Annotated in this window: 28 protein-coding genes; 13 read left to right on the top strand and 15 right to left on the bottom strand. The window is 64.6% G+C overall.

The genetic code is table 11. The features are described 5' to 3' along the window. Positions 1 to 30: 30 nt before the first annotated feature. From atpA to F3K02_RS18155, 6 genes are all read right to left on the bottom strand, one after another. The gene (gene atpA, locus F3K02_RS18180) at positions 31 to 1,587 is read right to left on the bottom strand and encodes a F0F1 ATP synthase subunit alpha (protein ID WP_177137032.1); all 1,557 of its coding nucleotides are present in this window, start codon (positions 1,585 to 1,587) and stop codon (positions 31 to 33) included. A 60-nt stretch (positions 1,588 to 1,647) separates the two neighbouring features. Continuing rightward, the gene (locus tag F3K02_RS18175; protein ID WP_177137031.1) at positions 1,648 to 2,178 is read right to left on the bottom strand and encodes a F0F1 ATP synthase subunit delta; all 531 of its coding nucleotides are present in this window, start codon (positions 2,176 to 2,178) and stop codon (positions 1,648 to 1,650) included. 46 nt (positions 2,179 to 2,224) lie between these two features. After that, on the bottom strand, positions 2,225 to 2,695 hold the full coding sequence (locus tag F3K02_RS18170; protein ID WP_077334649.1) for a F0F1 ATP synthase subunit B: 471 nt from the start codon (positions 2,693 to 2,695) through the stop codon (positions 2,225 to 2,227). 121 nt (positions 2,696 to 2,816) lie between these two features. Further along, positions 2,817 to 3,065: a F0F1 ATP synthase subunit C gene (gene atpE, locus F3K02_RS18165; RefSeq protein WP_077334647.1), complete on the bottom strand. Its 249-nt coding sequence runs from the start codon at positions 3,063 to 3,065 to the stop codon at positions 2,817 to 2,819. 77 nt (positions 3,066 to 3,142) lie between these two features. Next, positions 3,143 to 4,027, bottom strand: coding sequence for a F0F1 ATP synthase subunit A (atpB, locus tag F3K02_RS18160; RefSeq protein ID WP_177137030.1), 885 nt, complete (start codon positions 4,025 to 4,027; stop codon positions 3,143 to 3,145). 28 nt (positions 4,028 to 4,055) lie between these two features. Next, positions 4,056 to 4,556: an ATP synthase subunit I gene (locus tag F3K02_RS18155; protein ID WP_177137029.1), complete on the bottom strand. Its 501-nt coding sequence runs from the start codon at positions 4,554 to 4,556 to the stop codon at positions 4,056 to 4,058. A gap of 134 nt (positions 4,557 to 4,690) precedes the next feature. Between F3K02_RS18155 and F3K02_RS18150 the strand changes: the two genes are divergently transcribed. From F3K02_RS18150 to F3K02_RS18130, 5 genes are read left to right on the top strand one after another with little or no spacing between them, the layout of a single operon-like run. Further along, positions 4,691 to 5,614, top strand: coding sequence for an aminotransferase class IV (locus F3K02_RS18150; RefSeq protein WP_246309575.1), 924 nt, complete (start codon positions 4,691 to 4,693; stop codon positions 5,612 to 5,614). A gap of 10 nt (positions 5,615 to 5,624) precedes the next feature. Next, the gene (locus tag F3K02_RS18145; RefSeq protein WP_177137028.1) at positions 5,625 to 5,909 is read left to right on the top strand and encodes an HP0495 family protein; all 285 of its coding nucleotides are present in this window, start codon (positions 5,625 to 5,627) and stop codon (positions 5,907 to 5,909) included. 2 nt (positions 5,910 to 5,911) lie between these two features. Continuing rightward, positions 5,912 to 6,604 (top strand): lipoyl(octanoyl) transferase LipB, encoded by a 693-nt coding sequence (gene lipB, locus F3K02_RS18140; RefSeq protein WP_177137027.1) that lies wholly within the window; start codon positions 5,912 to 5,914, stop codon positions 6,602 to 6,604. 27 nt (positions 6,605 to 6,631) lie between these two features. Next, entirely contained in the window at positions 6,632 to 7,654 is a 1,023-nt protein-coding gene (lipA, locus tag F3K02_RS18135; protein WP_177137026.1) for a lipoyl synthase, read from the top strand. A gap of 2 nt (positions 7,655 to 7,656) precedes the next feature. Continuing rightward, positions 7,657 to 8,340, top strand: coding sequence for a helix-turn-helix domain-containing protein (locus tag F3K02_RS18130; RefSeq protein ID WP_177137025.1), 684 nt, complete (start codon positions 7,657 to 7,659; stop codon positions 8,338 to 8,340). 125 nt (positions 8,341 to 8,465) lie between these two features. On the opposite strand, the gene F3K02_RS18125 is transcribed toward F3K02_RS18130, so the two are convergent. Continuing rightward, a complete protein-coding gene (locus F3K02_RS18125; RefSeq protein ID WP_177137024.1) occupies positions 8,466 to 8,816 on the bottom strand; it encodes a carboxymuconolactone decarboxylase family protein in 351 nt (116 codons plus the stop codon). Positions 8,817 to 8,919: 103 nt separating this feature from the next. Here F3K02_RS18125 and F3K02_RS18120 point away from each other — a divergent pair, with 103 nt between their 5' ends. Beyond that, positions 8,920 to 9,756: a DMT family transporter gene (locus F3K02_RS18120; RefSeq protein ID WP_177137023.1), complete on the top strand. Its 837-nt coding sequence runs from the start codon at positions 8,920 to 8,922 to the stop codon at positions 9,754 to 9,756. A 35-nt stretch (positions 9,757 to 9,791) separates the two neighbouring features. On the opposite strand, the gene gloA2 is transcribed toward F3K02_RS18120, so the two are convergent. Genes gloA2 through F3K02_RS18090 form a run of 6 tightly spaced genes read right to left on the bottom strand, consistent with a single transcriptional unit; the run spans position 9,792 to position 14,503 of the window. Next, positions 9,792 to 10,196 carry an SMU1112c/YaeR family gloxylase I-like metalloprotein gene (gene gloA2 / locus F3K02_RS18115; RefSeq protein WP_177137022.1) on the bottom strand — a complete coding sequence of 135 codons (405 nt, stop codon included), beginning with the start codon at positions 10,194 to 10,196 and terminating at the stop codon, positions 9,792 to 9,794. Positions 10,197 to 10,215: 19 nt separating this feature from the next. Next, positions 10,216 to 11,988 carry a phosphoenolpyruvate--protein phosphotransferase gene (gene ptsP, locus F3K02_RS18110; protein WP_177137021.1) on the bottom strand — a complete coding sequence of 591 codons (1,773 nt, stop codon included), beginning with the start codon at positions 11,986 to 11,988 and terminating at the stop codon, positions 10,216 to 10,218. A gap of 4 nt (positions 11,989 to 11,992) precedes the next feature. After that, positions 11,993 to 12,262 carry an HPr family phosphocarrier protein gene (locus tag F3K02_RS18105; protein ID WP_177137020.1) on the bottom strand — a complete coding sequence of 90 codons (270 nt, stop codon included), beginning with the start codon at positions 12,260 to 12,262 and terminating at the stop codon, positions 11,993 to 11,995. After that, a complete protein-coding gene (locus F3K02_RS18100; protein WP_177137019.1) occupies positions 12,231 to 12,677 on the bottom strand; it encodes a PTS sugar transporter subunit IIA in 447 nt (148 codons plus the stop codon). Before F3K02_RS18100 ends, F3K02_RS18105 begins: the two co-directional genes overlap by 32 nt. 9 nt (positions 12,678 to 12,686) lie before the next feature. Beyond that, on the bottom strand, positions 12,687 to 13,970 hold the full coding sequence (locus tag F3K02_RS18095) for an MFS transporter (RefSeq protein ID WP_177137018.1): 1,284 nt from the start codon (positions 13,968 to 13,970) through the stop codon (positions 12,687 to 12,689). Beyond that, the gene (locus F3K02_RS18090; RefSeq protein WP_177137017.1) at positions 13,967 to 14,503 is read right to left on the bottom strand and encodes a hypothetical protein; all 537 of its coding nucleotides are present in this window, start codon (positions 14,501 to 14,503) and stop codon (positions 13,967 to 13,969) included. The genes F3K02_RS18095 and F3K02_RS18090 overlap by 4 nt, the downstream gene beginning before the upstream one ends. 56 nt (positions 14,504 to 14,559) lie before the next feature. Between F3K02_RS18090 and F3K02_RS18085 the strand changes: the two genes are divergently transcribed. From F3K02_RS18085 to F3K02_RS18075, 3 genes are all read left to right on the top strand, one after another. Next, a complete protein-coding gene (locus F3K02_RS18085; protein ID WP_177137016.1) occupies positions 14,560 to 15,825 on the top strand; it encodes a CaiB/BaiF CoA transferase family protein in 1,266 nt (421 codons plus the stop codon). 47 nt (positions 15,826 to 15,872) lie between these two features. Continuing rightward, a complete protein-coding gene (locus F3K02_RS18080; RefSeq protein ID WP_177137015.1) occupies positions 15,873 to 16,334 on the top strand; it encodes a thioredoxin domain-containing protein in 462 nt (153 codons plus the stop codon). Between the two features lie 116 nt (positions 16,335 to 16,450). Then, positions 16,451 to 16,981, top strand: a complete 531-nt coding sequence (locus tag F3K02_RS18075) for a TlpA disulfide reductase family protein (RefSeq protein ID WP_246309573.1) — start codon at positions 16,451 to 16,453, stop codon at positions 16,979 to 16,981. A gap of 105 nt (positions 16,982 to 17,086) precedes the next feature. On the opposite strand, the gene F3K02_RS18070 is transcribed toward F3K02_RS18075, so the two are convergent. After that, entirely contained in the window at positions 17,087 to 17,539 is a 453-nt protein-coding gene (locus tag F3K02_RS18070) for a c-type cytochrome (RefSeq protein ID WP_177137014.1), read from the bottom strand. A 195-nt stretch (positions 17,540 to 17,734) separates the two neighbouring features. Here F3K02_RS18070 and istA point away from each other — a divergent pair, with 195 nt between their 5' ends. From istA to F3K02_RS18050, 4 genes are all read left to right on the top strand, one after another. Beyond that, the gene (gene istA, locus F3K02_RS18065) at positions 17,735 to 19,279 is read left to right on the top strand and encodes an IS21 family transposase (protein ID WP_177136038.1); all 1,545 of its coding nucleotides are present in this window, start codon (positions 17,735 to 17,737) and stop codon (positions 19,277 to 19,279) included. A 59-nt stretch (positions 19,280 to 19,338) separates the two neighbouring features. Then, positions 19,339 to 20,076 (top strand): IS21-like element helper ATPase IstB, encoded by a 738-nt coding sequence (istB, locus tag F3K02_RS18060; RefSeq protein ID WP_177136039.1) that lies wholly within the window; start codon positions 19,339 to 19,341, stop codon positions 20,074 to 20,076. Positions 20,077 to 20,371: 295 nt separating this feature from the next. Further along, complete coding sequence (locus F3K02_RS18055; protein ID WP_177137013.1) at positions 20,372 to 21,046, top strand: cytochrome b/b6 domain-containing protein; 675 nt, start codon at positions 20,372 to 20,374, stop codon at positions 21,044 to 21,046. A gap of 66 nt (positions 21,047 to 21,112) precedes the next feature. Next, positions 21,113 to 21,607: a GNAT family N-acetyltransferase gene (locus F3K02_RS18050; protein WP_177137012.1), complete on the top strand. Its 495-nt coding sequence runs from the start codon at positions 21,113 to 21,115 to the stop codon at positions 21,605 to 21,607. Positions 21,608 to 21,690: 83 nt separating this feature from the next. Here the strand turns inward: F3K02_RS18050 and F3K02_RS18045 are convergent, their stop codons facing one another. Further along, positions 21,691 to 22,203 (bottom strand): peroxiredoxin, encoded by a 513-nt coding sequence (locus F3K02_RS18045; RefSeq protein ID WP_177137011.1) that lies wholly within the window; start codon positions 22,201 to 22,203, stop codon positions 21,691 to 21,693. Between the last annotated feature and the right edge of the window lie 108 nt (positions 22,204 to 22,311).

Here is a 22,311-nt window from a genome sequence, read left to right as displayed (position 1 = left end):
GCTGCTCCTTTATCGGGTCAATGGGCCGGTTCAGTACGTGCCGGTTTTCTTGAACTCGGCAATGGCGGCGGCCAGCTGGGCTTCAGCATCCTTGTCCATGGCCTTGTCGTTTTCCAGCTTGGCCAGCAGGGCCGCGTACTTGTCCTTCAAGTGGGCGTGCATGCCGGCTTCGAAGGGCAGGACCTGCTTGATCTCGATGTCATCGAGGTAGCCCTTGTTCACGGCGAACAGCGTGGAGGCCATCAAGGCGATGGACTGCGGGCTGTACTGGGCCTGCTTCAGAAGTTCGGTCACGCGGGCACCGCGGTCCAGCTGCTTTCGGGTGGCTTCGTCCAGGTCGGAAGCAAACTGCGCGAACGCAGCCAGCTCGCGGTACTGGGCCAGGTCGGTACGGATACCGCCGGACAGACTCTTGATCAGCTTGGTCTGGGCCGCACCACCGACGCGCGACACCGAGATACCGGCGTTGATGGCGGGGCGGATACCGGCGTTGAACAGGCTGGTTTCCAGGAAGATCTGGCCGTCGGTGATCGAGATCACGTTGGTTGGCACGAAAGCGGACACGTCACCGGCTTGCGTTTCGATGATGGGCAGCGCGGTCAGCGAGCCGGTCTGGCCCTTGACTTCACCCTTGGTGAAGGCTTCGACGTAGTCGGCGTTGACGCGAGCGGCGCGCTCAAGCAGACGGCTGTGCAGATAGAACACGTCGCCGGGGTAGGCTTCGCGGCCTGGCGGGCGGCGCAGCAGCAGCGAGACCTGGCGGTAGGCCACGGCCTGCTTGGACAGATCGTCATAAACGATCAGGGCGTCCTGGCCACGGTCGCGGAAATATTCGCCCATGGTGCAGCCGGAGTAGGCCGACAGGTATTGCATGGCAGCGGATTCAGAGGCCGAAGCGGCCACGACGATGGTGTACTCCATCGCGCCGGCCTGCTCCAGGGCTCGCACCACGTTCTTGATCGACGAGGCCTTCTGGCCAATCGCGACGTAAACGCAGGTCATGTTCTGACCCTTCTGGTTGATGATGGCGTCGATGGCCACGGCGGTCTTGCCGGTCTGGCGGTCGCCGATGATCAACTCGCGCTGGCCACGGCCGACTGGCACCATCGAGTCGATCGACTTCAGACCGGTCTGCACCGGCTGGTCCACCGATTTACGGGCGATCACACCCGGGGCGACCTTTTCGATCACGTCGGTCATCTTGGCGTTGATCGGGCCTTTGCCGTCGATCGGAGCGCCCAGGGCGTTGACCACGCGGCCGATCAGCTCGGGGCCGACCGGCACTTCCAGAATGCGGCCCGTGCACTTGACGGTCTCGCCTTCGGAGATGTGTTCGTATTCACCCAGAATCACGGCGCCGACAGAGTCGCGCTCGAGGTTCAGGGCCAGGCCGAAGGAGGGCACGCCATCCTTGTTGGCCGGGAATTCCAGCATTTCGCCCTGCATCACATCGGACAGGCCGTGCACGCGGACGATACCGTCGGTCACCGACACCACGGTGCCCTGGTTGCGCACATCACTCGATGCGCCCAGACCCTCGATGCGGGACTTGATCAGTTCAGAGATTTCGGCGGGATTGAGTTGCATGACTCTTTCCTTCTTTCGTTAAATGGGATGAGGGCGCGCCCGGGATTCGACCAACGGGCTTCAAGCCGTTAGCGCAACTTTCATTTGTTCCAGGCGGGCTTTGACCGAGGTGTCGAGCACCTCGTCACCCACCACCACGCGAACGCCACCGATCAGGTCGGGCTGGAGCTCAACCTTCAGGTTGAGCTTGCGTCCAAAGCGTTTTTCCAGCACACCTGAAAGATCGGCCAGCGCAGCGCTGTCCATCTCGAAGGCGCTGTGGACCACAGCGTCGGAACTGCCTTGCTGGGCGTTTTTCAACGCACGGAACTGCTCGGCGATTTCGGGCAAAGCGGCCAGACGACCGTTCTCGATCACGATGCGCAGAAAATTCTGCGCCGGCGTGGACAAGCCGGCTTTGAGCACGCCGGTGATGACACCGAACACCTGCTCGCTGGAAGCCTTGGGGCTGTCGGCGAACTGGCGCAACTGCTCGTTGCTGGCGATGGCTGCCAGCTCATCAAGCCAGACAGCGGTGCCGGCGGCATCTGCGCCAGCGGCTTTGAACAGCGCGTCCGCGTAAGGACGGGCGATGGTTGCGATTTCGGCCATGGTCTACCTGTGGATGCCTGCTGGGGAAGCGTGGAGGATCGCGGGATCAGAGTTCGGTCTTCAGGCGGCCCAGCAACTCGGCGTGAACACCGGCGTTGACTTCGCGCTTGAGGATCTGCTCGGCACCTTTGACAGCCAGGGAAGCCACTTCTTCGCGCAGCGCCTCACGGGCTTTGACGACCTGAGCCTGTGCTTCCTGGTGAGCCGCGGCCACGATCTTGGCGGCTTCTTCGGTCGCACGCGCCTTGGCCTCTTCGATCACGGTCTGTGCACGGCGCTCGGCATCGGCCAGACGGATGGCGGACTCGTTGCGCGATTGGCTCAACTCTTCTTCCACGCGCTTGTTGGCGACAGCGAGCTCGGACTTGGCTTTTTCAGCCGAGGCCAGGCCTTCGGAAATCTTCAACGCACGCTCGTCAAGGGCTTTGGCGATGGGTGGCCACACGAAGGTCATCGTGAACCACACCAGGATCGCAAAAACGACGGCCTGCGCGAAGAGGGTTGCATTGATATTCATCGCAACGCCTTTCTGTGTGTTGACAAGGGAGTAGACGCGCTTGCTGCGGCATGGACGGCGCTGGTGCGACCGGGCTCAGAGCCCGGTCACCTCTGGCCGCCGCGCACGGCAGCAAGAACCATCAGGCCAGCGTGAAGGGGTTGGCGAAGGCGAACAGCAGGGCAATGGCCACGCCGATCAGGAAGGCGGCGTCGATCAGGCCAGCCAGCAGGAACATCTTGGTTTGTAGGTCGTTCATCAGCTCAGGCTGACGGGCGCCGGACTCAAGGAACTTGCCGCCCATCATGCCGATGCCAACCGAAGCGCCCAAGGCACCCAGACCGACGATAAGACCGCAAGCCAGTGCGACGAGACCCAGAACGTTTTCCATGATGTTTCCTTTGAGATGGAGAAAAGATTAAAGAGAAAGGGAGAGAGAAAACTCAGCGAACGGGAAAACCGCGCCGCTTAGTGAGCGTCATGCGCCTGCCCGAGGTAAATCAGGGCCAGCATCATGAAAATGAACGCCTGCAAGGTGATGATCAAAATATGGAAGATGGTCCACACCGTGCCTGCGATCACATGTCCGATGAAGAACAGTCCACCGCTGAGCGAGAAGGCGGCAAAACCACCCAGCAACGCAATCAGCATGAACACCAGCTCACCCGCGAACATGTTGCCAAACAACCGCATGCCGTGTGAAACCGTCTTGGCCACGAACTCGATCATTTGCATAGAAAAATTCACCACGCCCAGCAGCAGGGCCGCGATCGGGTTTTTGCTGGTGCCGAAAGGGGCCGTCACCAGCTCGTGCGACCAGCCGCCGAGACCCTTGATCTTGATGTTGTAGAACAGGCAAAGCAGCAGCACCGAGATCGACAGGCCCAGCGTGGTCGACAGGTCGGCGGTGGGCACCACGCGCAGATAGGCGTGGTGCGGATCATGGCCGGTAGCCGAGTAGTACTCAGCCCAGAGGCGCGGCAGCAGGTCGACCGGCAGCATGTCCATGAAGTTCATCATGAAAATCCAGACGAACACCGTCAGCGCCAGGGGAGCCACCAGCTTGCGGCTCTTGGCGTTGTGGATCACCGACTTGGCCTGGCCATCCACCATCTCAACCAGCATTTCCACGGCAGCCTGAAAGCGGCCCGGCGTACCGGACGAAGCCTTGCGCGCAGCGCGCCAGAGCAGGAAACACACAAAGGCGCCGAGCACCACGCTGAACACCACGGAGTCCAGGTTGATGATCGAAAAATCCACAATGGATTGCTGCTTTTCACCCGAGTTGTTCAAGTGAACCAGGTGGTGCCGGATGTATTCACCCGGGGTGATTGCGTTACCTTCAGCAGCCATGTTTGTTTGCGTCCATCAACCGATTTATTCAACGACGGGTCTGGATCCAGAATCCAAACCAGTACACCTTCAACACAAGCACCAGGCCCGCCACGAGGGCCAGCCAGTTCAGGTCGGGAACGATTCTGGGCGCCGACCACAACATGGCCACCGTCAACAGAATCTTGACCCCCTCCCACAAAACAAAACTCATGAACATCGAGATCACATGCCCCGCCGATCGACGGGACAAAGCACTCGACGTCATACCCCAGGCCATCAAGGCTGTCGGGATCACCACCGAAGCTGCGCCGTACAACACCGAAGAAGCCACCGGAACCGAACGGGTGAACAACCACCCCAGAGCTCCGGCCAACAGCCCCACCAGCACTTGCACACCAACCACGCGCCAGGCCGACAACGCGGGCTGGCTGCGCCGCCACTGCAACGCTTCTTCGTGCGTGAGGGCCTTGAACTCGGGTTCAACCGCCCCATCTTCCCAAGCATCAGAGGTTCGCGAAGTCGACCCCACCGGCGGTATTGTCGACATGGCAAATTACTGACAGGTTACAAAGGTATGCGATTTGGCACAGCCGTTGATTATACGTAGAAACCCCATCCTCTCGTCAAGGTGTCTGTGAGCGAGAGAGTGCGTGCGCCAGCAGCGACGGATAATTCCTCGGCATGAACATCCCGATGCCGGGCACCACACCCGACTTCCCACCTCCCCTGCCTGAATCGCTGTGCCACCTGAACGGCGAGTACCTCCGGTTGTGCGACGCCAAGGTCAGCGTTCTGGACCGCGGCTTCATTTTTGGCGATGGGGTCTACGAGGTGTTGCCCGCCTACGGTGGCCGCATTTTTCGCTTCGAGCAACACATGGCGCGGCTGGACCGTTCGCTCGGCGCATTGCGCATTCACAACCCGCACACTCATGCCGAATGGCTGGCGCTCGCCCGGCGCCTGATCGACGCGCTGGTGGCGTCCACCGGGGCGCCCAATCAATTGGTCTACATCCAGATCACGCGTGGCGTGGCGCCGCGCGACCACGTGATGGTGCCCGGCCTGCGCCCCACCGTGTTTGTGATGGTCAGCGAGATGAAGCAAGCCACGCCAGCCCAGCGCGAACAGGGTGCGCGCTGTGTGAGCGCCGACGATTTCCGCTGGAAAATGGCCCACATCAAGACCACCAGCCTGCTCGCCGCGGTGATGGCTCGCCAGATCAGCGCCGACGTGGGTGCGGCCGAGACGGTGATGTTTCGTGACGGCCACCTCAGCGAGGCGTCATCCAGCAACGTGTGGGTGGTGAAGAACGGTGTGGTGATGGGTCCGCCCAAAGACCACCTGTTGCTCGAAGGCATACGCTTCGGCCTGATTGAAGAAATGTGCCAGGCGCAGGGCATCCCGTTTGAATTGCGGCGCATCACCCGCGCCGAGGTGCTGGATGCCGACGAACTGATGTTGTCGTCCGCCACCAAGGAAGTCCTGCCCATCACCACCCTGGACGACCAGCCGGTGGGCCACGGCGCCGCGCGTGGTCGCCCAGGTCCGATCTACACCCGTCTGTATGCCGCCTACCAGCAGGCGAAGGCCAGCCAATCGGTTTAAGGAGCACCCCATGGACCAGCCCCGCGAAATCCCGCCCGAGCAATCGCTCATCGAATACCCCTGCCACTTTCCCATCAAGGTGATGGGGGCCAATGTGGACGGCTACGTCACGGCCATGACCCATGTGGCCAAGGCCTTCGACGCCAGCTTCGACGCCTCGACCATCGAGCTGCGCCCGAGCAAGGCCGGCAACTACATGGGTCTGACGCTGTCGGTGTATGTGACCAGCCGCGAACAGCTCGACGAGCTGTACCGCACGCTGACCACGCACCCGATGGTCAAGATCGTCCTCTGAGCATGCAGATTCGCAACCTCGGCCGGGTGGACTACGCCCCCACCTACGACGCCATGGTGGCGTTCACCGAGGCACGTACCGCCGAGACGCCCGACGAGCTCTGGGTCTGCGAGCACCCGCCCGTGTTCACGCAAGGCATTGCCGGCAAGGACGACCACCTGCTGTCGCCGGGCAACATCCCGGTGGTCAAGACCAACCGCGGCGGCCAGGTGACTTACCACGGCCCGGGCCAGGTGGTGGTCTACCCGCTGATCGACCTGCAACGCGCTGGCTACTTCGTCAAGGAATACGTCTACCGCATCGAAGAGGCGGTGATCCGCACGCTGATCCACTTCGGCGTGACCGGTCATCGTGTTGGCGGTGCGCCCGGAATCTACGTGCGGCTGGACGACCCGTTCAGTCACGCCCTGCTGCCGCAACGGCCACAAAGAAAGGTGGAGGGCCAACCCGCCGCCGATCCCGATTTCACCGGCCTGGGCAAGATCGCCGCACTGGGCATCAAGGTCAGCCGTCATTGCACCTACCACGGCGTTGCGCTCAACGTCGACATGGACCTGCAGCCCTACTGGCGCATCAACCCTTGTGGGTATGCTGGCCTGCAGACGGTGGACCTTTCTACAATCGGGGTCGCCGTTTCATGGGATGAAGCGGCCCAGGTCCTGAGCCAGAAGCTCGGCACCACCCTCAGCCCCTGAACCCCAACGCGCCACCGCGCCTCCACCATGACCCGCCCCGACACCCCCACGGCCGCTGACGCCCCCACGGTCCGCGAAGCCCAGCCCGCCGCCGGCTACGACGCCACCGCCAAACAGAAAAGCCAGGCCAAGACCTCGCGCATTCCGATCAAGATCGTGCCGGCCGAGGTGCTGAAAAAGCCCGAGTGGATCCGCGTCAAGGCCGGCTCGCCGAGCACCCGCTTCTACGAGATCAAGGACGTGCTGCGCGCCAACAAGCTGGTCACGGTGTGCGAAGAAGCCAGTTGCCCCAACATCGGCGAATGCTTCGGCAAAGGCACGGCCACCTTCATGATCATGGGCGACAAGTGCACGCGCCGCTGCCCATTTTGTGACGTGGGCCACGGCCGCCCCGACCCGTTGGACGTGAACGAGCCGGAGAACCTGGCCAAGACGATCGCAGCGCTCAAGCTCAAGTACGTGGTGATCACCAGCGTGGACCGCGACGACCTGCGCGACGGCGGCGCCGGCCATTTCGTGGCCTGCATCGAAAAAACCCGCGAGCTGTCACCGCAAACGCAGATCGAGGTGCTCGTGCCCGACTTTCGCGGCCGCGACGACCGCGCGCTGGAGATCCTGAAGGCCGCACCGCCTGACGTGATGAACCACAACCTGGAAACCGCGCCGCGCCTGTACAAGGAAGCACGCCCAGGATCGGACTACCAGTTCAGCCTGAACCTGCTCAAGAAGTTCAAGGCGCTGTTCCCGCACGTGCCCACCAAGAGCGGCCTGATGGTCGGTCTGGGTGAGACCGATGAAGAAATCCTCGAAGTCATGCGCGACATGCGCGCGCACGACATCGAGATGCTGACCATCGGCCAGTACCTCGCGCCCAGCGGCCACCACCTGCCGGTGCGCCGCTACGTGCACCCCGACACCTTCAAGATGTTCGAGGCCGAGGCCTACAAGATGGGCTTCACCCACGCCGCCGTCGGCGCCATGGTGCGCAGCTCGTACCACGCCGACCAACAGGCGCACGGCGTGCTGAACGCTGGCGCCACCAAGGGCTGACCATGCGCCTCCCGGCCGATGCCCTGTCGGTCCGGTGCTACGGCGCCTCGCACGGCAGCCATGCGCACGAACACTTCCAGATCCTGCTCGGACTGGACGGCGTGCTGGAGCTGGAGGTGGATGGCCGAGGTCGTCGCCTTGCGGCCGGCGACGGCGCCGTGATCGTCCCCGGGGATCGCCACGACTTTGAGGCCACCGGCTCGGCGCGCTGCCTGGTGCTGGACTCCCACGACGCGCGCTGGCAATACGCCCGCGAGAGTCCCGCGCCCCGGGCGCTGGCCCCCCTGGCCAGTTACCTCGCGGCGGCCTGCGACAACGCCCTGCCGCGCGCCCGTCTGCTCGGCCCCGCCCTGCTGCTGGAAGCCTGGGCGCCACCGGCCGAGCCTCAGCGGGCGCGGCGCGCGATCGACTGGAACGCACTGACCGCCTGGGCGCAGGCCCACGGTCGCGAGCCTCTGCAGGTGGCCGACCTGGCGATGCGCGTGCACCTGAGTGCAGCGCAGTTCACCGCCCGTTGCCGCGAGGAACAGGGTCAAAGCCCGATGGCCTGGCTGCGCGACTTGCGGCTGACCGCAGCGCGCCACTTCAGGAGCCAGGGCCTGCCGGTGGCCGAAGTGGCCCGGCGCACCGGCTACCGCTCGCCCTCGGCACTGACCGCCGCCCTGCGCAGGCCAGCGGGTCGCTGAACCGCAACGAGACCCGTGGATCGCGACGATCCACCCGCGGCTGGCGATGGTGCGGCCACTATGCTGAGGCCATGTGTCAACGCCCTGCAATCAGCCCACCCGCGCACACCCATGCGTTCGGGTTCTCAGGCCTTCACGCTGAGCTTTTCCCACGCCGCGATCACTTCCGCCGCGTACATCAGGGCGGGCCCGCCGCCCATGTAGACACAGACGGTCAGCATTTCCTCCAGTTCGGCCCGGGTGCAGCCGAGCTGGACCAGCGCCTTGACGTGGAACCCGATACAACCCGAGCAACGTTGCGTGACGGCGATCGACAACGCGATCAGTTCCTTGTGTTTGGCGCTGAGTTCGCCATCGGTGATGGCGGCCTTCGCCAGTTGGCCGAAGCCGGCCATGGCGTTGGGCTGAGCCTTGCGGAAAGGCGCCAGGCTCTCGTTGATGTCGCGCATCAGGTCGCTGTGATTGAACGTGCTCAATGGAAATCCTTCGAAGAAAAATACCCTGTGGAGTATCTATCATGAAGTCCGCGTGCTGCCTTGTCGTGGATCAAAGCCCTGTGGCAGCGCTCCGGGAGCCTGCATGACAGCCCATCTGCTGGCCCTTGGCGCCATGGCACTTTGGGCGTCCCTGGCCGCGCTCGGGGTGTCGCTGTCGCACGTGCCACCCTTTCTGCTCACCGGGCTGGCCCTGCTGGTGGGCAGCGTGATCGCCTTGCCGCTGTCGCGCTTCGACTGGCGCCAATGGCGCATCCCAACCTCCACGCTGGTGCTGGGGGTCTACGGCCTTTTCGGCTACCACTTCCTGTTCTTCATCGCGCTGCGTCACGCGCCGCCGGTGCAGGCCAACCTGGTGAACTACCTCTGGCCGCTGGGCATCGTGGTCATGGCGCCGCTGTTCCTACCCGGCGTGTCGCTCACCGCGCGCCACGTGCTGGCCGCGCTGATCGGCTTTGCCGGCGCGGTGCTGGCCATACTCGGACGCGGGGGCACCGGTGAAACGGTCTGGGCCTGGGGTTACATCCCGGCGCTCGGCTCGGCCTTCATCTGGGCCAGCTATTCGCTGCTGACGAAACGCGTGCGGGCCTTTCCCACCGCCGCCATCGGCAGCTTTGCGCTGGTTTCGGGGCTGCTCTCGCTGCTGTGCCACGCCTGGCTGGAACCCGCCACCGCGCTGTCAGCGCGCGACTGGGGCCTGATCGCCCTGCTCGGCCTGGGGCCGCTGGGTGGCGCGTTCTTCCTGTGGGACGCGGCGCTCAAGCGCGGGGATGCGCGGCAGATCGGGGTGTTGAGCTTCCTCACGCCACTGCTGTCCACCCTCACGCTGCTCTGGGTGCGCGGGGAGGCCCCGAGCGCTTCCGTGGTCCTGGCCGCGGTGATGATCATCGGCGCCGCGGTGATGGCGACGCGGATCCGCTGAAACGCGCCACCCCGGCTCGCGCGCCGCTGCGCGGATCAATCGACCTGATTCGGCGGCGCTGCCTCGTACAGTTCCAGCGGCAAACCGTCGGGATCGGCGAAAAAGACGAACCGCCGTCCCGTGTATTCGTCCACCCGCACGGGCTCGACCTCCACGCCTTGCGCCTCCAGCGTGCGCTTGGTGGCCTCAACGTCGAGCACTTCAAAGGCCAGGTGACGCAAACCCTGCGCCTCCGGATAGGAGGGCCGGGGTGGTGCGCCCGGGAACGAAAACAGTTCGATCTGCGAACCGTCGGGCAGGGCCAGGTCGAGCTTCCAGCTCTGGCGCGCCTCACGGAAATGTTCACCGATCACTTGCAGCCCCAGCACCCCGGTATAAAACCGCCGGGACCGCTCCACGTCCGAGCAGATGATCGCAGCATGGTGGATGCGCAACAACACGAGGCCACCCTCCATCCACTCAATCGGCCATGAGCGCCGCAGGATCCTCGGCCACGAGCACGCTCTGGGCCCAAGCCTGCAGGCGCACAGTGTCGCTGCGCAGGATCTGCTGCTTGACAGCCAGGATCTGTGACGGATGCATGGAAAAACTGCGCAGACCCAGGCCCAGCAACAGTCGCGTCATGGCGACATCGCCCGCCATCTCGCCGCACACGCTCACACCCTTGCCCTGGGCCTGGCATTGCGAGATGGTGCTGGCCAGCAATTGCAGCACGGCCGGATGCACCGGGTCGTACAGGTGAGAGACGGCCTCATCGGCGCGGTCGATGGCCAGCGTGTACTGGATCAGGTCGTTGGTGCCGATGGACAGAAAGTCGAAGTACCGCAGAAACAGCGGAATGGTGAGCGCCGCAGCGGGCACTTCGATCATCGCACCCAGGCGCACCGGGCCGTAGGCCTGGCCTCGCGCATCGAGCTGCTCGCGGGCACGGTCCACCAGCGCCAGCGTCTGGCGGATCTCGCTGGCGTGCGCCAGCATCGGTATGAGCAGGTTGATCGCGCCGTGCGCCGCAGCGCGCAGGATGGCCCGCAACTGCGCCAGAAACATGGTCGGCTCGGCCAGACTCCAGCGGATGGCGCGCAAGCCCAGCGCAGGGTTCAGGTGGTCTTCGCCGGCGCGCACGGGGGAACGGTCCAGGGGTTTGTCGGCGCCCACGTCCACGGTCCGGATGGTGACGGGCAGGCCCTGCATGCCCTCGACCGCGCGGCGGTAGGCCTGGTACTGCTCTTCCTCGTCGGGCAGCTTGCCGTTGCGCCCCATGAACAGGAACTCGGTGCGGAACAGCCCGACACCCACGGCACCCGCCTTGAGCGCTGCGATCGCGTCATCGGGCTGCTCGATGTTGGCCAGCAGTTCGATCTTCTGTCCGTCGAGCGTGACGGCCGGTGTGTTTTTCAGACGCGACAGGCGCTCGCGCTCGACCTCACCCTGGCGCTGCTTGAAGCCGTACTCGGCCAGCAGGATCGCCGAAGGATCCACCACCACGACCCCAGCATCGCCATCGATGATGACCCAGTCGTCCTGGTTGATCAGGTGGCTGGCCGAACGCGCCCCGACCACGGCCGGGATGTCCATGCTGCGCGCGACGATGGCGGTGTGGCTGGTCTTGCCGCCCACGTCCGTCACGAAGCCCGCAAACACGCTCTGCTTGAACTGCAGCATGTCGGCTGGCGACAGGTCGTGCGCGATCAGCACCAGCGGCACCTCGACCGAGGGATCGAACAGGGTGTCGCTCTTGCCGTCTGCCGCAGCAGGCCGCGGCGCCGCCACGGGCGAGGCCACACCGCGCATGAAGCGCAGCATGCGCTCGACCACCTGCTCCAGATCGGCCTTGCGCTCGCGCAGGTAGGGGTCTTCCATTTCGTCGAACTGGCGCGCGATCACCTCCAGCTGGGTGGTCAGCGCCCATTCAGCGTTGTAGTGGCGGTCCACGATCCAGTGTTTGACACCGTTGGTGAGCTGTTCGTCCTGCAGCAGCATGAGGTGCACATCGAGCAGGGCACTGAGTTCCGGGTGGGCATCGTTGGACCCCAGTTCACCCAGGCTGTGCTGCACGCGGCCAATCTCTTCGACCACCGCCTTGCGCGCCGAGCGCAGACGCTCGATCTCGGCCTCGACCTGTTCGACCTTGACAAAATAGTGCGCCACGTCCACGCGGCTCGACGCCACGATGACAGCCCGCCCGATGGCAATGCCCCGGGAGACCGCCAAGCCATGGACAGTGAAGCTCATGCCGTCACTCTCCCTCGCCGAACTTGTCGTTGATCAGGGCGACGATGGCGTCCATCGCCTGCTGCTCGTCGGGCCCGTTGGTCTCGATTTCGACCGTGCTGCCGAGCCCGGCGGCCAGCATCATGACGCCCATGATGCTCTTGGCGTTGATGCGGCGTTCGCCGCGCGACATCCAGACATCGCAGCTGTGACTGCCGGCGATTTTGGTGAGTTTGGCCGAGGCGCGTGCGTGCAGCCCGAGCTTATTGCTGATGGTCACGGTGGTCTTGATCATGGGTGGCTCTTCGGGCCTGGTTCTGGGGTGCGGTGACCGCCACTTGGATGACCCCTTGCGTGGCACCGATCATGGCGCGCGAAATCAGGGCGTCGAGCGACTCGTGGCGGTAGGACACGGTGCGCAGCAGCATGGGCAGGTTGACACCGGCGATCAGCTTGGAGCGCACACCGTCCACCAGCTTCTGTGCCACGTTGCAAGGGGTGGCACCAAAGACGTCGGTCACGACCAGGGTGTTGGGCTTGTCGAGCTGGCGCAACAGCGCTCGTGCCTGCGCCAGCGATTCTTCGGGCGGTACGTTGGGCTGGACATCCAAAGCCGACACCGCTTCCGCGCTGTCGGGAAACACATGCAGCACACACTGGCGCAAGGCCGAAGCCAGCGGGGCGTGCGCAATGATGAGGATGCCGTTCATGGGAGCAGTTTAGCCCCGCGACGCGATCGCATGGCGCCGGTAGCCGCGCAAAAAACCCCCATACGCCAACAAACAGCACAGACCGAACACGGCCACTGCGCCGCGGAAGCTGGCTTCGGTGCTCCAGCCCATCGCGCCAAAGGCGTCCACCACCAGACCGATGGACCACTGGACCACAAAGATCCCGGCAAAGATCACCAGGTTGAAGGCCGAGAGCGCCCGACCAGCCGCCTGGGGCGGCAACGCCTGCGCCACCGCCGGCTGCGACAAGGCCACAAAGGTGCTGCCCACACAGAACGCGGCCCACAGGGGCCAGCCCGCATCCGCACCCAGGCCGACGATGGCGCCCAGCGCCACAAAACTCAGCGGCAGGCCCCACGCGATCAGGCGTTCGGGCAACAGGCCGCGGTGGGCAAGGTGGGGGTTGATCACGCCCCACAGCCAGAACGCCGCGAGCATGCACAGGTTGATGCCAAAAAGGCCCAGTGCCGACTGGTCCGGCGTGTAGCCGGCCACCTTGACCATCCAGGGACCCGCCCAGAGGGTTTGCACCGCCACCATGCCGCCGTAGTTCACGAATCCGATGGGCACCATCTGGCGGAAATACGGGTGACGCCAGATCTCGCCATAGCCAACGGCCCTGCCCGCAGCGGGCGCACCGGCGCTCCCGTGGTGACGCCAGGCCGGCACGAGCGCGGCGATGCCCAGCATGGACACCACCACCAGCCCGGCGAGCAACCAGAACAAACCCCGCCAGCCCAGCAGCGGCATGAGCCACTGCACGGGCAGGGTGGACGCGACCATGCCGAAGGAGCCTGTCATGAGCATCCAGGAGTTGGCGCGCATCTGCGTGGCCGGGCTCAGCCAGCGCCGGTAGCCGGTGAGCGGCGCCATCAGGCAGGCGCTCACACCCATGCCGGTCAGTACCCGCGCGGCGAGCAGCCCGGCGAAGCTGGTGGCCATGGCGAAGGCGGCACAACCGAGCACCGCCACACACAGGAACGCCAGGATGACGCGGCGCGGGCCATACCGGTCCAGCCAGGTGCCCAGCGGCATCTGCGTCAGCGCGAAACCGAAGAAGTAGCCGCCGGCCAGCAGGCCCAGGTCACTCGCCTGCAGCGCGAGTTCGGCACTGAGGACAGGAGAGAGTGTGGCCGTGACGGCGCGCACCAGCGCCGACAGGAAATAGGCCAGCGCAAAGGCCATGAAGACCCACACCGCCGTGCGCGGTGCCAGCCATTCGTTTTCGGGCACCGGTGTGCTGGCTTGGGAACGGCCCGGCGCGGCGCTCATGGGCCCGAAAGCCGCAGACCGGCAAAGAATCCGTCCACCGCCTCGTCCGACAATTTCGCGCCGTAAACCGCAGCCTGGTAGACCTGAGTGCCCTGAGCGAAGTAGGCCGCACGCGTCTGCACCGGCTGGCCCTGCGGGTCCTGCCCTTGCGCGCTGACGCCTTGCGCGGCGGGTGCACCGGCCACGGTCACGCCCCATTGGGTGGTCGGGTCATCGACTGGCGGGGGCACCACGCGGATGGCCTGCAGGCTGGCGCTGCGCCAGGCTGCGAGCGCTACCGGCACCTGGGCCACATCTCCCACATCGGCCCAGGCCACAGCGAAGCGCAACCCCCCGGCTTCGCAGCTGTGCATGTGCAGCTGCGTCGGCGTGCCGGCCAGCGGCACCGCTCGCGTGGCGCTTTCGGGTTTGCAGGGCAACAGCGCTTGCAGGGGCGTGCCGTCCAGGCGCAGTTCGCGCCAGTTGAAGGTGGGACTGCAGGCGCTCACGGCCAGCAGCGCCGCCAGGCCAGCGGCGCGAGAAGAATGCGACAAAGGTGTCTCCGAAATGCGCGACAGCGTGGCGCCGCCGCGACGGGCACAATGGCCCGATGAACGCTCTGGATGGTATCCGCATACTCGATTTGTCCCGCGTGCTCGCCGGGCCCTGGTGCACACAGACGCTCGCCGATCTGGGCGCCGACGTGGTGAAGGTGGAGCGCCCGCCCGGCCCCAACCACCCCGGTGGCGACGACACCCGCGGCTGGGGCCCACCCTTCCTGAAGGGGCGCGACGGCGCCGACACCGCCGAGGCCGCCTACTACCTGGGCGCCAACCGCAACAAACGCTCCATCACCTGCGACATCGCCCAGCCAGAAGGCCAGGCGCTGATCCGCGAACTCGCCTCCAAGGCCGATGTGTTCGTGGAGAACTACAAGGTCGGCGACATGGCGCGCTACGGACTCGACTTCGCCTCTTTGCACGCCATCAACCCCAAGCTTGTGTACTGTTCCATCACCGGCTTCGGCCAGACCGGGCCGTACAAGGACCGCGCGGGCTACGACTACGCCATCCAGGGCATGGGCGGCCTGATGAGCGTGACCGGTGAGCGCGACGATCTGCCCGGCGGCGGCCCGCAGAAGGTGGGCGTGGCGGTGGCCGACCTGTTCACCGGGCTCTACGCCACGGTCGCCATCCAGGCCGCGCTGCGCCACGCCGAGCGCACCGGCGAGGGACAACACATCGACATGGCCCTGCTCGACACGCAGGTCGCCATGCTCGCCAACCTCGGCGCCAACTACCTGGTGCGCGGCCGCGAAGACGGCAAGGTGCCGGGACGCGCCGGCAACGCGCATGTCAATATCGTGCCCTACCAGGTGTTTGAGGTCGCGCCGGATGCGCAGGGGCGGCCTCAGCACATCATCCTGGCCGTGGGCAACGACGGTCAGTTCGCCAAATTCTGCGAGGTGGCGGGCCGCCCGGAGCTGGCGCAGGACGAGCGCTTCGCCCGCAACCAGAACCGCGTGCGCCACCGAGACGTGCTGGTGCCGCTGCTCGAAGCGATCATGAAGACGCGCTGCAAGGCCGACTGGCTCGCCGCGCTGGAAGCCGCCAAGGTGCCCGGCGGCCCGATCAACAACCTGGCCGAGGTGTTTGCCGACCCGCAGGTGCAACAGCGCGGCATGGTGCAGACCTGGCAGCACCCGCTGGCCGACGCGGTAGACCTGGTCGCCAGCCCGCTCAAGCTCAGCGCCACGCCGGTGCGCAACGACCTCCCACCGCCCCTGCTGGGAGAACACACGGCGGGGGTGCTGGGCGACTGGCTGGCGCTCACGCCCGAACGCTTGTCGGAACTCCGCGGCCGCGGTATCGTCTGACGTTGGCCTGCACAGCCCCTGTTTCTGCCTCTGAAGCCCCACCTGCCATGAGCTCCACCGCCACGAAGTCCGAAGCCGTACCCGCTGCGGTCATCCGATCCAGCGCTTTGCCCAGTCCGGCGTCCTTGCGCGGCGCAGCCCAGGCCGCTGCAGCGCTCGGCGAACCGCTGGTGGTCATGACCACTTTGAGTGGTTGCCCGTATTGCGATCTGGTGCGCAACAGCTACCTGCTGCCCCTGCGCCGCGAGGGCAAGGTGCAGGCGGTGCAAATCGATATCCGCGACCGCAGCAGCAACCTGCAAGGCTTCATGGGTGAAAACACCACCCCGGCCGAACAGGCCCGGCTGTGGAAAGCGCGTTTTGCGCCGACCGTGCTCTTCCTCGGACCCAAAGGACAGGAACTGGCGGAACGCCTGGTCGGTGTGGCGGTGCCGGATTTTTACGGCGACTACCTCGATGCCCGTCTCATGGAAGCGCGCAAGCGCTTGAAGTCGGCACACACCGCCTGAGGCCCCGGCCCGTTAAACTTTCAGCGATTCCGTTGAACTCCGGTCCAGAAAACAGGTCCACTCCCTCAGCTATTCCGGCCGCCATCCGCGCCACCCCATCGAGCGACCCGCACCCCATGCCATCCCGTTCCCCTTTGCCCTTTCTGCCCGCCCGCCGCTTGATGGCGGCGCTGTTCGCTGTGGCGGCCATCGGCTCTGTTTTTGCGTTGGGTGCCTGCAGCACCAGTGACGCCGCGCCCGCCTCCACTTTTGTGCTGATTGACGGCAGCCAGTCCACCACCGCCGACCTCAAGGGCAAGGTGACGCTGGTGAACTTCTGGGCGACGACCTGCGTCTCCTGTGTCAAGGAAATGCCGGCCCTGACCGCGACCTACAACAAGTACAAGGACCGCGGCTACGACACCGTGGCCGTGGCCATGAGCTACGACCCGCCCGCTTACGTGCTCAATTTTGCCAAGACCCGGCAGCTGCCCTTCAAGGTGGCACTCGACAACACCGGGGAACTGGCGAAGTCCTGGGGCGATGTGAAACTCACCCCCACCACCTACCTGCTGGACAAGCAGGGCAACATCGTCAAGCGCTTCGTTGGCGAACCCGACATGACGGCGCTGCACAACCTGATCGAAGAGTTGCTTGCCAAGGGTTGACGCCGGTCCTTGCTGCTTTTCGCATGAAAAAGCCGGCTCGAATGAGCCGGCTTTTTTTCGTTCGCAGACGCCGTCAAGCGTTGAGCGAGCAAGCCAGTCCGCGCATCATTCCTTGCGGAAGTCGTCGTGGCAGGCCTTGCACGACTGCCCCGCCGCACCAAACGCCGTCTTCACACTGTCCAGGTTGCCGGTCTTCGCGGCCGCGGCGAGCTTGGCCACTTCGCCCTGCATCTTCTCGGCTGCCGCGTTGAATTTGGCCTGCTCGGTCCAGATCGCGGGCAGTGCGCGGGTCTCCCCCTTGTCGGTTCCGGGGACGAAGCCCGCAAAAGGCAGTTTGCTGAGGGTCTCCACGAGGGCCGCGTTGTCCATCGCTACCTTGGCATCGAACGGCGCCTTGCCGCTGGCCATCGCGCCGATGCGTCCGAAATGGGCCGACATCACCGTCATCGCGGCCTTGCGGTACTTGATCGCGTCTTCCGGTTTCTGGAACTGGGCCATGGCTGGCGCCGACAGGCTGACTGTGGCAACAGCCAATGCAAGAGAGGCAAGCGTTTTCATGGGGACTCCTGAGTGCGTATTCCACGCGATGGCGGACACGATTCCAGGCTGATGGCGGACAGTGTTCCACCACCATGGCGGACACCGTTCCACGGTGATGGCGGACAGCATTCCATTTTGATGGCGGACACCTGCGGGTGTTCTGAGTGACCCAAACGCGGCATACGCTGACCGGTTTTTCGACCGGAACCAGCAATGCCCACACCCAGGGTCACCATGAGCAAAATACGACACACACTGCAGCTGCTGCACGCCGGGGCATTGAGCACCCGCCAAATCGGTGCCGCTCTCGGCATCTCCAAATCCACCGTCAGCGAGATAGCCAGCTACGCACGCGTGGCTGGCGTGGACTGGGTCTTGGCCCAGACCTTGAGCGACGAAGAGCTGCAAGCGCGGCTGTACCGGCCCCCAGTGGCGCGAGAGTCCCGCCACCTGGAGCCTGACCACGCTCACATCCACCAAGAGCTGCGCCGCCCCGGTGTCACGCTGCAACTGCTGTGGGAGGAGTACCAGCATCAACACGCCGGCCAAGCCTACAAATACAGCGCCTTCTGCGAGAAGTACAAGGCCTGGGCCCGCAGCCTGCAGCGCTCCATGCGCCAGACCCACGAGGCCGGCGACAAGCTCTTCGTGGACTACGCTGGCCAGACGGTGCCCGTCGTGGATGCCAGCACCGGCGAGATAAACCAGGCCCAGATATTTGTGGCCGTGCTGGGGGCATCGAACTACACCTACGCCTGCGCCACCCCCAGCCAGAAGGCGGTCGACTGGGTGGCCAGCATCATCGCCACACTGGAGTTCATCGGTGGCGTACCCCGCCTGCTGGTGCCTGACCAGCCACGCGCCCTCATGGCGCGCCCTGACCGCTACGAGCCCACCTCACACCGTTTGCTGGAAGAGCTTTCGGTGCATTACAGCCTGGCGGTCATGCCGGCGCGCCCGGCCAAACCACGTGACAAGCCCAAGGTCGAAGTGGGGGTGCAGGTGGTTGAGCGCTGGATTCTGGCCCGCTTGCGCCACCAGACCTTCTTCAGTATTGCCGCCCTGAACCGTGCCATTGCCACATTGCTGGTGGATTTGAACCAGAGAGCGTTCAAGAAGCTGCCCGGCAACCGGGCCAGCGCATTTGCCGAACTCGATGCACCGCTGTTGCGCCCACTGCCGCCCACGCGCATGCCAATAGCCCGCTTCAAGCCTGCCCGCGTCAACATCGATTACCACGTCGAACTCGACGGCCACTACTACTCGGTGCCCCACGCCCTGGTGGGCGAGGTGGTGGAGTTGCGCATCACGGCGGGCACGGTCGAAGTCCTGCATGGCAACAAACGCGTGGCAGCCCATGCCTTGAATCCTCGCAAGGGTGCACACACCACCACACCAGAGCACATGCCGGCCTCGCACCGGGCGCACCTGCAGTGGACACCGGCCAAGCTCATCGCCTGGGGCGAGCGGGTGGGAGTGGCCACCGCGGCCGTGGTGCGCTGGCAGATGGAACACCGCGCCCACCCCGAGCAGGGTTACCGCTCCTGCCTGGGCCTGATGCGTCTGGGGCGTGAGTACGGAGCGCAGCGCCTGGAGGCGGCCTGCGCCCGGGCGCAGTCGATTCGCTCACCCTCCTACAAGAGCATCGCCTCCATCCTGAGCTGCGGCCTGGACCAGCGAGCGCTTGATGCGCCCATTCCCACACAGGCGAGCCTGCCGCTGCACGAGAACGTGCGGGGGCCGGGCTACTACCACTGATGACCACTGAAGACGACCGTCAGCCACCACCTCAACACGCCCATACCGAAAGAACGAACATGCTCAACGAACAGACCCTCAACCAACTCCGCATCCTTCGCCTGGACGGCATGGTGGCGGCCCTCAATGACGCCGCCACCCACATCGCGGTCAGTGAACTGCCCTTCGAGCAACGCCTGGCGCTGCTGGTGCAGCGAGAGGTGGACTGGCGCGACAGCAAACGCCTGGAGCGCCTCTTGAAGACCGCCCGGCTAAAGGTCTCCAGCGCTTGCCTGGAGAACATCGACTGGCGGTGCAGCCGAGGTTTGAGTCGGGAAGTCATCGGCAGCCTGGCCGGCGGGGACTGGCTGCGCCATGGCCACAACGTCCTGCTCACCGGTGCCACAGGCTGCGGCAAGACGTGGCTGGCGTGTGCGCTGGGCCAGCAGGCCGCTCGCCTGGGCTTCTCGGTGCTCTACACCCGCGCACCGCGACTGCTGGAGGAACTGCATGTGGCCCATGGCGACGGAAGCTTTGGCAAACGTCTGGCGCAACTGGCCAAGCTGGATTTACTCATCCTGGACGACTTCGGCATTGCCCCGATTGCTGCACACGAACGCAATGACTTGCTGGAGCTGCTGGACGACCGTGTGGGCACGCGCTCAACGCTCATCACTAGCCAACTGCCGATGACCGCCTGGCACGCCTGGCTGGACGAGCCCACGCTGGCCGACGCCATCCTTGACCGCATCGTCCACGGCTCGCACAAAATGGCCCTCAAAGGCGAGTCCATGAGAAAGGTCGCCAGGGCCGCTTGAAGGACACCGCCTGGCCACCGGTTCCACGCTGATGGCGGACACTTCGGCTACGATTTGCTCGTCACTCAGGACACCCGCGCGGCGTGTCCGCCATCGCCTGGAACGCTGTCCGCGATGGGAATGGAATCACTGTCCGCCATCAGTGGAATGCGCACCTGAGCAAGTGGGTTGGAGGTGTTGTTGTAGCCCTTGCGTGCTACAACGCGCTGAGTCTTCGTTCCGTGAATTAGTTCCGCTGGAACCTCTGCCATACCGTTTTCTCCATAATGCAGGCGTCACCGCAGGAGGCTAGAACATGCACACTGTCCGCGTCTGGGATCTGCCCACCCGCCTGTTTCATTGGGCTCTGGTCGTCTGCGTCATCGGCCAGATCGTCACCGCCAACGTGGGCGGGAACTGGATGAACTGGCATCTGCGGCTGGGCTACACCGTTTTGACGCTATTGCTGTTCCGACTGGTCTGGGGCTTTGTGGGCGGGCATTGGTCACGCTTCTCCAGCTTCCTGTACGGGCCCACCGCCGTGCTGAACTACCTCAGGGGCCAGGCCCGTCCTGAACACCGCGTCGGCCACAACCCCCTGGGGGCGTTCTCCGTTTTTGGCCTGTTGACCATCTTGCTGTTGCAGGTGGGGAGCGGTCTTTTCAGCGATGACGAGATAGCGTTCACCGGTCCGCTCGTGAGCCTGGTCTCGGGCGATGCGGTCAGCCTGGCCACCAGCTACCACAAGAACGTTGGCAAATTCATCGTGCTCGCCCTTGTCGTGCTGCACCTTCTGGCCATTGGTTACTACAGGTTCTCAAAAAAGGAAAACCTGGTGAGGCCCATGATCGTGGGCGACAAGCAGGTCCCCACCGCTGTGCCAAGTGCCCGCGATTCAACGCAGTCGCGTCTGCTGGCGCTGGGCGTGTTGTGCCTGTGTGCGCTGGTGGTGTATGGGCTGGTGGGTCTGGGTGCAACCTCCGGGTTTTGACGGTCGGCTGCGAAAAATAGCTTGTCGTATAGTCATGATCCGGAATCGCCCGAGCACCTTGAATCCATGAACGAGTCCCCTGCCGAAGTCACCCTGCGCCTGGTTCACTCTGGCGAAGATGTGGCCACCATTCGTGCGCTCTTTCTGGAGTACCAGGCCGATCTGGGTGTGGACCTGTGCTTCCAGGGCTTCGCCGACGAACTGGCGACCCTGCCCGGTGATTACGCGGCGCCTGGTGGCGGTTTGTTGCTGGCCTGTGTCGACGGTGCACCCGCCGGCTGCTGCGCCTTCCGGCCGTTGATCAGCAGTGACCACCTCAACGCCTGCGAAATGAAACGCCTGTTTGTCCGGCGTGCGTTCCGTGGCTTTGGCCTGGGCCGCCAACTGGTCGAGCGCATCATGACCCTGGCCCAACTCGCAGGCTACACCACCATGCTGCTGGACACGCTGAGCGACATGGAGACGGCACGGGCCATGTACCAGGAAGCGGGTTTTGTCGAGGTGCCACCCTACTACCACAACCCGTTGGCCGGGGCCCACTACCTCAAGGCTGTGCTCTAGCCTGGTGTAAATGATCAGTGGTTGGGGAAAAGGAAAGGGCAGACCACCCGCTGGCGGCCTGCCCTTGATCCGGACCGCCGATCTCAGAGACCGGCTTTGACCTGTGCCAGCAAGGTTTCGGCATCGCTCACCTCGAACTGACCCGGGCCTTCGATGTTCAGCGCCTTGACCACGCCATCCTTCACCAGCATGGAATAGCGGTTGCTGCGCAAACCCATGCCGCGTGCCGTCAGATCCAGTGTCAGGCCCGTGGCCTTGGCAAATTCCGCACTGCCGTCGGCCAGCATGCGCACCTTGTCGCCGGTTTTCTGGTCGCGCGCCCAGGCACCCATCACAAACGCGTCGTTCACGCTCAGGCACCAGATTTCGTCAACGCCCGCGGCCTTGAGGGCATCGAACTGAGCCACATAGCCGGGCACATGTTTGGCCGAACAAGTGGGGGTGAACGCACCGGGCAAGGCAAAAATAGCGATGGTCTTGCCAGCGCTGGCCTTGGCCGTGTCCACCGGGTTGGGGCCAATGCTGCAGCCTTCTCCCGCAACCTCGATGAATTCCATCAAGGTGGTTGCAGGAATCTTGTCGCCGATCTGAATCATGGGGGCTCCTCGTTGTACTGGATAAAGCCCCGCAGGGCCGGATTGGCCGACCCGCGAAAAACGCGGCGCCAGAAATGAAAAAAGCGACCGAATTGTCGGTCGCTTCTT

Origin of the sequence: Hydrogenophaga aromaticivorans, assembly GCF_013387465.1 — a bacterium.
Taxonomy (GTDB): Bacteria; Pseudomonadota; Gammaproteobacteria; order Burkholderiales; family Burkholderiaceae_C; genus Hydrogenophaga; species Hydrogenophaga aromaticivorans.
The sequence above is the reverse complement of the archived record's forward strand: the minus strand, read 5'-3'. Positions and strand labels throughout refer to the sequence as shown.

Bases quoted from the DNA above. Each gene is read 5' to 3' on its own strand.
- F3K02_RS18085 (WP_177137016.1), top strand. From the start codon at position 14,560: ATGAACGCTCTGGATGGTATCCGCATACTCGATTTGTCCCGCGTGCTC.
- F3K02_RS18150 (WP_246309575.1), top strand. From the start codon at position 4,691: ATGAACATCCCGATGCCGGGCACCACACCCGACTTCCCACCTCCCCTG.
- F3K02_RS18145 (WP_177137028.1), top strand. From the start codon at position 5,625: ATGGACCAGCCCCGCGAAATCCCGCCCGAGCAATCGCTCATCGAATAC.
- F3K02_RS18175 (WP_177137031.1), bottom strand. From the start codon at position 2,178: ATGGCCGAAATCGCAACCATCGCCCGTCCTTACGCGGACGCGCTGTTC.
- F3K02_RS18100 (WP_177137019.1), bottom strand. From the start codon at position 12,677: ATGAACGGCATCCTCATCATTGCGCACGCCCCGCTGGCTTCGGCCTTG.
- F3K02_RS18070 (WP_177137014.1), bottom strand. From the start codon at position 17,539: ATGAAAACGCTTGCCTCTCTTGCATTGGCTGTTGCCACAGTCAGCCTG.
- istA (WP_177136038.1), top strand. From the start codon at position 17,735: ATGCCCACACCCAGGGTCACCATGAGCAAAATACGACACACACTGCAG.
- atpB (WP_177137030.1), bottom strand. From the start codon at position 4,027: ATGGCTGCTGAAGGTAACGCAATCACCCCGGGTGAATACATCCGGCAC.
- F3K02_RS18050 (WP_177137012.1), top strand. From the start codon at position 21,113: ATGAACGAGTCCCCTGCCGAAGTCACCCTGCGCCTGGTTCACTCTGGC.
- F3K02_RS18170 (WP_077334649.1), bottom strand. From the start codon at position 2,695: ATGAATATCAATGCAACCCTCTTCGCGCAGGCCGTCGTTTTTGCGATC.
- F3K02_RS18155 (WP_177137029.1), bottom strand. From the start codon at position 4,556: ATGTCGACAATACCGCCGGTGGGGTCGACTTCGCGAACCTCTGATGCT.
- F3K02_RS18130 (WP_177137025.1), top strand. From the start codon at position 7,657: ATGCGCCTCCCGGCCGATGCCCTGTCGGTCCGGTGCTACGGCGCCTCG.
- atpA (WP_177137032.1), bottom strand. From the start codon at position 1,587: ATGCAACTCAATCCCGCCGAAATCTCTGAACTGATCAAGTCCCGCATC.
- istB (WP_177136039.1), top strand. From the start codon at position 19,339: ATGCTCAACGAACAGACCCTCAACCAACTCCGCATCCTTCGCCTGGAC.
- F3K02_RS18080 (WP_177137015.1), top strand. From the start codon at position 15,873: ATGAGCTCCACCGCCACGAAGTCCGAAGCCGTACCCGCTGCGGTCATC.
- atpE (WP_077334647.1), bottom strand. From the start codon at position 3,065: ATGGAAAACGTTCTGGGTCTCGTCGCACTGGCTTGCGGTCTTATCGTC.
- F3K02_RS18120 (WP_177137023.1), top strand. From the start codon at position 8,920: ATGACAGCCCATCTGCTGGCCCTTGGCGCCATGGCACTTTGGGCGTCC.
- lipA (WP_177137026.1), top strand. From the start codon at position 6,632: ATGACCCGCCCCGACACCCCCACGGCCGCTGACGCCCCCACGGTCCGC.
- F3K02_RS18075 (WP_246309573.1), top strand. From the start codon at position 16,451: ATGCCATCCCGTTCCCCTTTGCCCTTTCTGCCCGCCCGCCGCTTGATG.
- F3K02_RS18045 (WP_177137011.1), bottom strand. From the start codon at position 22,203: ATGATTCAGATCGGCGACAAGATTCCTGCAACCACCTTGATGGAATTC.
- lipB (WP_177137027.1), top strand. From the start codon at position 5,912: ATGCAGATTCGCAACCTCGGCCGGGTGGACTACGCCCCCACCTACGAC.
- F3K02_RS18055 (WP_177137013.1), top strand. From the start codon at position 20,372: ATGCACACTGTCCGCGTCTGGGATCTGCCCACCCGCCTGTTTCATTGG.
- F3K02_RS18105 (WP_177137020.1), bottom strand. From the start codon at position 12,262: ATGATCAAGACCACCGTGACCATCAGCAATAAGCTCGGGCTGCACGCA.
- F3K02_RS18095 (WP_177137018.1), bottom strand. From the start codon at position 13,970: ATGAGCGCCGCGCCGGGCCGTTCCCAAGCCAGCACACCGGTGCCCGAA.
- ptsP (WP_177137021.1), bottom strand. From the start codon at position 11,988: ATGAGCTTCACTGTCCATGGCTTGGCGGTCTCCCGGGGCATTGCCATC.